Annotated in this window: 9 protein-coding genes; all 9 read right to left on the bottom strand. The window is 42.5% G+C overall.

What is annotated here, in order from left to right:
• On the bottom strand, positions 1-830 hold an 830-nt coding region (locus PLK24_RS06725; RefSeq protein ID WP_324477530.1), incomplete at its 3' end, for an AIR synthase related protein.
• Positions 820-1,527, bottom strand: a complete 708-nt coding sequence (purQ, locus tag PLK24_RS06720) for a phosphoribosylformylglycinamidine synthase subunit PurQ (protein WP_324477528.1) — start codon at positions 1,525-1,527, stop codon at positions 820-822. The genes purQ and PLK24_RS06725, both read right to left, overlap by 11 nt.
• Positions 1,528-1,537: 10 nt before the next feature.
• Positions 1,538-1,795: a phosphoribosylformylglycinamidine synthase subunit PurS gene (gene purS, locus PLK24_RS06715; RefSeq protein ID WP_324477526.1), complete on the bottom strand. Its 258-nt coding sequence runs from the start codon at positions 1,793-1,795 to the stop codon at positions 1,538-1,540.
• 18 nt (positions 1,796-1,813) lie between these two features.
• Complete coding sequence (locus tag PLK24_RS06710; protein WP_324477524.1) at positions 1,814-2,191, bottom strand: hypothetical protein; 378 nt, start codon at positions 2,189-2,191, stop codon at positions 1,814-1,816.
• A 209-nt stretch (positions 2,192-2,400) separates the two neighbouring features.
• Entirely contained in the window at positions 2,401-3,201 is an 801-nt protein-coding gene (locus PLK24_RS06705; RefSeq protein WP_324477522.1) for a dihydropteroate synthase, read from the bottom strand.
• Entirely contained in the window at positions 3,198-4,532 is a 1,335-nt protein-coding gene (locus PLK24_RS06700) for a bifunctional folylpolyglutamate synthase/dihydrofolate synthase (protein ID WP_324477520.1), read from the bottom strand. Before PLK24_RS06700 ends, PLK24_RS06705 begins: the two co-directional genes overlap by 4 nt.
• A 13-nt stretch (positions 4,533-4,545) precedes the next feature.
• Positions 4,546-5,388, bottom strand: a complete 843-nt coding sequence (locus tag PLK24_RS06695) for an FAD/NAD(P)-binding protein (protein ID WP_324477518.1) — start codon at positions 5,386-5,388, stop codon at positions 4,546-4,548.
• Positions 5,372-6,370 (bottom strand): 4Fe-4S dicluster domain-containing protein, encoded by a 999-nt coding sequence (locus tag PLK24_RS06690; protein WP_324477517.1) that lies wholly within the window; start codon positions 6,368-6,370, stop codon positions 5,372-5,374. Before PLK24_RS06690 ends, PLK24_RS06695 begins: the two co-directional genes overlap by 17 nt.
• A gap of 10 nt (positions 6,371-6,380) precedes the next feature.
• On the bottom strand, positions 6,381-6,757 hold a 377-nt coding region (locus tag PLK24_RS06685; RefSeq protein ID WP_324477515.1), incomplete at its 5' end, for a 4Fe-4S binding protein.

Here is a 6,757-nt window from a genome sequence, read left to right as displayed (position 1 = left end):
GCCATTTCACTGGAAGAGCAAGTCAAACCAGCGGCACCCATATCCTTGATTCCTACTAAGAATCCAGTAGTAAGAGCTTCCATAGTTGCTTCAATCAGGCATTTTTCAGTAAAGGGATCACCAATTTGTACGCTGGGGCGTTTCTCATCTTGTTCGCTGAATTCCTGAGAAGCTAAAATACTACACCCTCCTATACCATCCCGTCCGGTTCGGTTCCCAGCATAGATAATAAGATTTCCCTTCCCTTTGGCCCAGGATTTTGCCAATCGATCTTGTGAGGCTATTCCAATACTCATGACGTTAACTAGGCAGTTGCCCTGATAAGAAGGATGAAAATATAGTTCGCCAGCTACGGTTGGAACACCAACGCAATTCCCATAAAAAGCAATTCCGTCTACTACACCTTTAAAAATAAAATTTGAACGAGCGTTATCTAAAGGACCGAAATGGAGAGAATCAAGGCAAGCTATGGGGCGTGCACCGCTCCCAAAAATATCACGAATGATTCCTCCAATACCAGTAGCTGCTCCTTGGCGGGGCTCGACCTGGGAGGGATGATTATGACTTTCCATCTTAAATACCACTGCCTGTCCTTGATAAACAATACCTCCGGCATCTTCACCGACCAGAACCGGAAATTTTCCTTCCCGTGGGAAGAGTTCAAACCAACGGCGAGAATGCGGGTAGCCACAGTGTTCTGACCATTCGACGGAAAACATGGCCAGTTCCGTTGGAGTTGGTGGTCTTTGCAATATGTCAAGTATCCTTTGGTATTCTTCGTCGCGGAGCCCTAACTCACGGGCTACCTGGATTTGTTCGTTATTTTGCATGATGTTTTTCCTCCCACCATTGGATAATCGAGAGAAATATTCTTTTTCCGTCCTGAGAACCCAATACTGCTTCTGATGACCTTTCGGGATGTGGCATCATTCCCAGAACATTTTGGGAAGAAGAAATTATCCCGGCAATTGAGTCAATCGATCCATTCGGGTTGGTTGCATGATTGATTTGACCGTCAATATCACAATAACGAAAAATGATTTGACGATTTTTTTGAAGATTGGATAAAGAAGAATGAGGAATAAAGTAATTTCCCTGATGATGAGCGATAGGAATTGAGATGACTTCTCCCGGGTAAAAGAGCCGGGTAAAAGGCGTATCGGTATTTTCAACTCGCAGGTGAACATGACGACATATGAAATGTCCCTTCTGGTTGGGAAGCAAGGCACCTGGAAGGAGTTGACTTTCGACTAAGATTTGAAATCCATTACAGATCCCGACGACTAATCCTCCCTCTTCGATAAAATTCCGAATTGATTCCATGACCGGTGAAAAACGGGCGACAGCACCAGTACGCAAGTAATCTCCATAGCTAAACCCTCCAGGAAGGACAATACAATCGCACTCCTTAAGGTCATGGCTTTCATGCCATAGCATTTCTGTTTCTTGGCTGAGAACCACGGAAAGAACGTGTTGACAATCATAATCGCAATTAGAACCAGGGAAAACGACTATACCAAATTTCATTGGAGGCTCCTTAGTTTTCAGAGGGTTCGACGGTGAAGTGAAAATTTTCAATTACCGGATTAGCCAGCAATTGGTCACACATCTCTTCCAAACGTTTTTGAGCAGTATCCAGGTTGCTTGAATCAAGGTTGATTTCGAAATATTTCCCAGTTTTAACCTCATCAGTTTCTTGGTATCCAAGGGAATGGAGTGCGCTTTTAATGGTTACTCCTTGTGGATCAAAAACCCCTGGTTTCAAGGTAATGACAATTTTCCCTCTGAACTTCATGATAGCCTCCTTCATAGTTTAATTTTCATTTTCATGATAGGGATTTACTTCTCGAAGGATATTCATAATGACATCGGCAATTCGATGGATTTGATCCTCAGGGAAGGCGTGAAGACGGATGACAATTGACACAGTGATAAAATCCAGGTCTTTTCCTACTCGAGAGTAGGCTACGGTTTTGAGTCCCTCCTCTTGTAGTCTTTTATCAAAATGATCACAAATATTTTCGGCTTTTTTATAAAGAGAAGGCCAATTATTAACATCTTCATCGGCGAATACAAAACCGATCTCGGCTGTTTCTTCTCGACCTCGAATCAAAGCGAAGTCGCCGAATTCATAATGATCTTCAATGTAACGACGAAATTCTTTGGCTTTGGTTAATTGAATAGAAAACACCTCTTTTCAGAGGTATTATACCCTTTTTTCCCTTCCTTGCCAGAGGATTATAAAGAATGAGGAATGATTTATGGCCTGAATGAGTATTAATGCCCCCCTCGTCTATTGGGATTAAATATTTACCACTCAAACGTGAATCAGCTCAATATCATTAATTTTTTCTCTCTCCTGACCGAAAGAGACAGGAGAGAGGATGTTTTTAAAAAGTTTTACTCGTTTAAACGGCCAGCTCGAAAAGCAGTGAGATAATTCATGCAGTATTCATCCCGACCCATCAAGGCTTCACTGGCAAAAAGAATTCCCATGAGCTTGTCATCCAGAGGATCAATAATGGCGGCGTGAAGGTCAAAACCTATACTCAATGCTAAAAAGGACCGATTAATGAGTCGACGATTGGGCATTCCAAAGGAAATATTACTGAGACCACAGACGGTTCTCACACCAGGATAGGTTTGTGGAATTGCCTGGAGGGTTTCTAAAAACAATTTCCCTTGGTTTTGATCGGTACCGATGGGCACTACCAGCGGGTCAATAAAAAGATGCTCTCGAGGAATAGAATATTCATCAACAGCTTTGACTAAAGTCTCTACTAATTTCATTCGCTCTTCAACCGATTGCGGGATTCCTCCCTCCCCCATCGCCAACCCGACCACCAAAGCATCGTATTTTTTCACAATTGGAAGCAAGGCTTTGATTCGATTTTCCTCAGCGGTAAATGAATTAATCATCACCTCTTTTTTGTTATAGACGGTGAGGGCTTCCTCTAAAGCTTGATCATTGGCAGAATCTAAGCATAGCGGAATTTCAACCGCATCTTGAATAGACTCGACCAACCATTTCAGATCAGCAACTTCCTTGGTGGCTTCGGTGCCGGCATTGACATCAATAAAAGCTGCACCAGCCTTTTCCTGTTTTTGAGCTTCTTGAATAAAAAATTCCTGATCTTTTTTCTCCAGTGCTTCCCGGATGGCTTTCCGGGTGGCATTGATTCGTTCGGCGACTATAATCATAACTCCACCTCCTCTTTCGAAAGGGTTACGTTGAGTTTATCACTTAATAATTTTGCTAAGTAAAATGATCCAGCTACCACTAAGGGCAAGTGGAATTCAGTTGCGTATTGAAGAGCTTTCTCCCAAGCCTGGTAGGGGTCATTGATCACTTCATGATGAGGAATAAGAGGTGCAAAGAAATGAACAATATCGGCTGGGAGGGCGGCTTTCGGATTAAAGGGTGTGGTTAAGATCACTCGGGATTCCATTTGAAAGAGTTCTTCAGCAATTCCCGGAAAGTCCTTTCCATTTAAAAAACCTAAGAGAAAGACGGCTTTTTTTATCCCCAAATAATCTCTCAGAGTATGACACAAAGTGGCAAAAGATGCCTGATTGTGAGCCACGTCGAAAATGGTTAAGGGTGATGAACCTATAACTTGAATTCGTCCCGGCCAAACTGCTTCATTGAGAAGGTTTTGGAGCTGCTGATTGGATGGTAAATATCCTAAATGTTCCGCGCTGAGCAAAGCAGTAAGAAAATTTTCAACCTGTTGATCACCTAACAACGGTAAGGAAAAAATTCCCTCTCGGCCAGATTTTGCTAGCAGTTCAAAAACCGATCCATTTGCGCTTCGGCTGCGAATTCGGTAGGTGTAATAATCTTCAAGAGGAAATACTGGAACCCGCAGATTTTCAACAACTTGCATTATAGTGGTCTTGGCGGATTTTTTTTCCTGAAGCCCTAAAATAAGAGGAATATAGGGACGGAGAATACCGGCTTTTTCTTGAGCAATTTGAGGAATGGTTTCACCTAATATTTCGGTATGGTCATAACTTATCGGAGTGATAACGGTGAGAATTGGATTGGCAACATTGGTTGCATCCAAACGGCCTCCAAGCCCTACCTCCATGATGGAATAATCAGCTTTTCTTTTTTTAAAATATTGGAAAGCCAAGGCAACCGAAACCTCGAAATAGGTAGGCTTACCATAAAGAGAATATTTTTCCATGTGGTTGATAACTGGGAAAATATCGGTTACTAACTGAGCAAGTTCTTCAGGTTGAATAATTTCTCCATTAAACCGCAGGCGTTCCCGAAAAGTGAGAAGGTGTGGCTTAATATACAAGCCGCATTTCTTCTGTTGGGAAGCTAATATCCGTTCCAAATAATAGCAGGTGCTTCCCTTTCCTTTGGTACCAGCAACCAATATCACTGGTGAATGGGTATCGGGGTGTTCAAGGAGAGTCATGAATTCTCTCATCCGATCGAGCTTGAGGTCGGTGTAAGAAAAATCAGTTTTTTCATAATTAATTAATGAGTAGAGAGCTTGAATACTTTCTTGGAAGTTCATGTAATTGCCTCCGTCAGTACTCTTCCGGCATATTCTGGAGCTGCTGGTAAGTAAAAACCGGTCCATCTTTACAAACATAATAGGGTCCGATATTGCATCGACCACATTTTCCCAATCCGCATTTCATTCTCATTTCCAGTGTGGTAATAATATCAGGAGGTTGGAAACCCATTTCCAATAACGCCTTGATGGTAAATTTAATCATAATCGGAGGGCCACAGATGATGGACTTCCATTCTAATGGATTCACCTGGACGTTTTCCTTAAGTACATTGGGAACCAAGCCAACTGTACCCTTCCATTGGTCATCTCCTCGGTCAACGGTGAGTAAAAAGGTAATGTCTTCCCGATTTTGCCATTTTTTGAGTTCCCATTTAAAAACCAGATCCTGTGGTGAACGTGCTCCATAGAGAATGGTTACTTTTTTAAAATGATTTCGTTTTTCGGTATCTAAAACGTAGTTTATTAAGGAACGAAGCGGTGCCAATCCGATACCACCGGCTATGAAGAGTAGGTTTTGTCCGGTGAGGTCTGAAAGGGGAAAGGTATTCCCGTAAGGACCACGGATACCCAAACGATCGTTGGGATTAAGACGATGAATGGCAGAGGTTACTAAGCCAGTTCTTTTAATGCTAAATTCCAGTATCCCTTTTTGGGTTGGAGAGGAAGTGATGGAAATTGGGGCTTCTCCTACCCCTGGTACAAAAAGTTCAGCAAATTGTCCAGGGAGATGGGAAGAATTTTCACCTTCTAAGTCGAGACGAAAAGTCTTGATGTCGGAAGTCTCCGGGATGATTTCCATGATTTGATAGAGACGAGGAAGATAAATGTTTTTGTTTTCAAGATCGATTGCCAATTTTTTTTACCATCCTTTCAACAGCTTCCCGAATGTTCCAATTCACCGGGCAAATTTCGATGCATTTTCCACATCCAACACATCCATAAAGTCCTTCTTCCCGGAGAGGAAAATAGGAAAATTTATGGAGTACTCTCTGTCGAACTCTTTCTTTGAAGGTAGGTCGGGGATTATGTCCCGAGGCATGAAGGGTGAACTTGGGAAACATGCATGAATCCCAAGTTTTGAGTTGAAAACCTTTCAAACGTCCCTCGGCACTCATATCAAAGCATTGACAGGTTGGGCACAGAAAAGTGCAAGCTCCGCAATTCAAGCATTTCCAGCTCAAGTCTTCCCATTCTTGGTCTTCAAAGAGGTCATAAAGTCCTTGGGGGACATCTTCAGGAAGTTTCTCCTGATTGGCTTTCTCTTCCATCTGTTTTCGTAAAACTTCGATTTCTTCCTTTTCAGCTTTATTCAGTGTGGTTCCTTTTTCCATGATATCAAATTGCTCTGGTAGGTTGGTTTCGAGATAATATTCATCGTGAAAGGGAAGAATAAAGAGCGCATCAGGATGGGACCAATAAGGATTTCCACCTACCAAATGACAAAAACAGGTTGGCTCGGGATTCACACATCCTACGATGACCATTTTTAGTCCTTGGCGACGAGCCGCGTATCCACTTTCAGTTTCCGATGGTTGGAGAAAGACTCGATCAAGAACTTCATATATGGCTCGGGTTTCACAGGGAAGAGCCATCAGAAATCGGGGTGAAGCTGATGGCTGGATATTCTCAACGTTCCATTTTTGATTTTCCCAATGATAATTGAAAAGCTTGTCCCAGGGGAGAAAAAGGGCTTCTTTGATATTTTTTATTTCTTTTGATTGATCGCATAAAAGCTCAGGTTGGTGATGAGCTACCCTTTCGGTGACTAAAAAGTTTTTTTGATGGATTTTTAACCACTGAATGAGATCATTTTTGGTAATTTTTCCGGATTTCATAGCCATTACCTCACTTTACAAAGTCTCCGGGATCATTTTCCCGGTAAGTGAGCAAAGGTGCAGCGCTCTCTTGATCGGTTCCGGCTTCAAATTGAAATTGTTCACGAATGATCGCCTCAACTTTAAGTGGAAGTTGGGCAATGGGAATGGAAACCGGACAGGCTCTTTCACAAGCACCACATTCAACACAACGTCCAGCCATATGCATAGTCCGAACTAAGTGGAAAAGGAAATTATCCGAAGGAGTTGGAGCCGGACTTACCCATTGGGGTTGAGTACTATCGGCAAAACATTCCTGACAGTAACAGAGAGGACAAGAGTTTCGACAGGCATAACAACGAATACATTTCCTCATTTCCTTCGACCACCGATCCCACCGTTCTTCTG

The sequence above is a fragment of the Atribacter sp. genome (genome assembly GCF_035418125.1).
Taxonomy (GTDB): domain Bacteria; phylum Atribacterota; class Atribacteria; order Atribacterales; family Atribacteraceae; genus Atribacter; species Atribacter allofermentans.
This window is presented reverse-complemented; position numbering and strand designations above follow the sequence as displayed.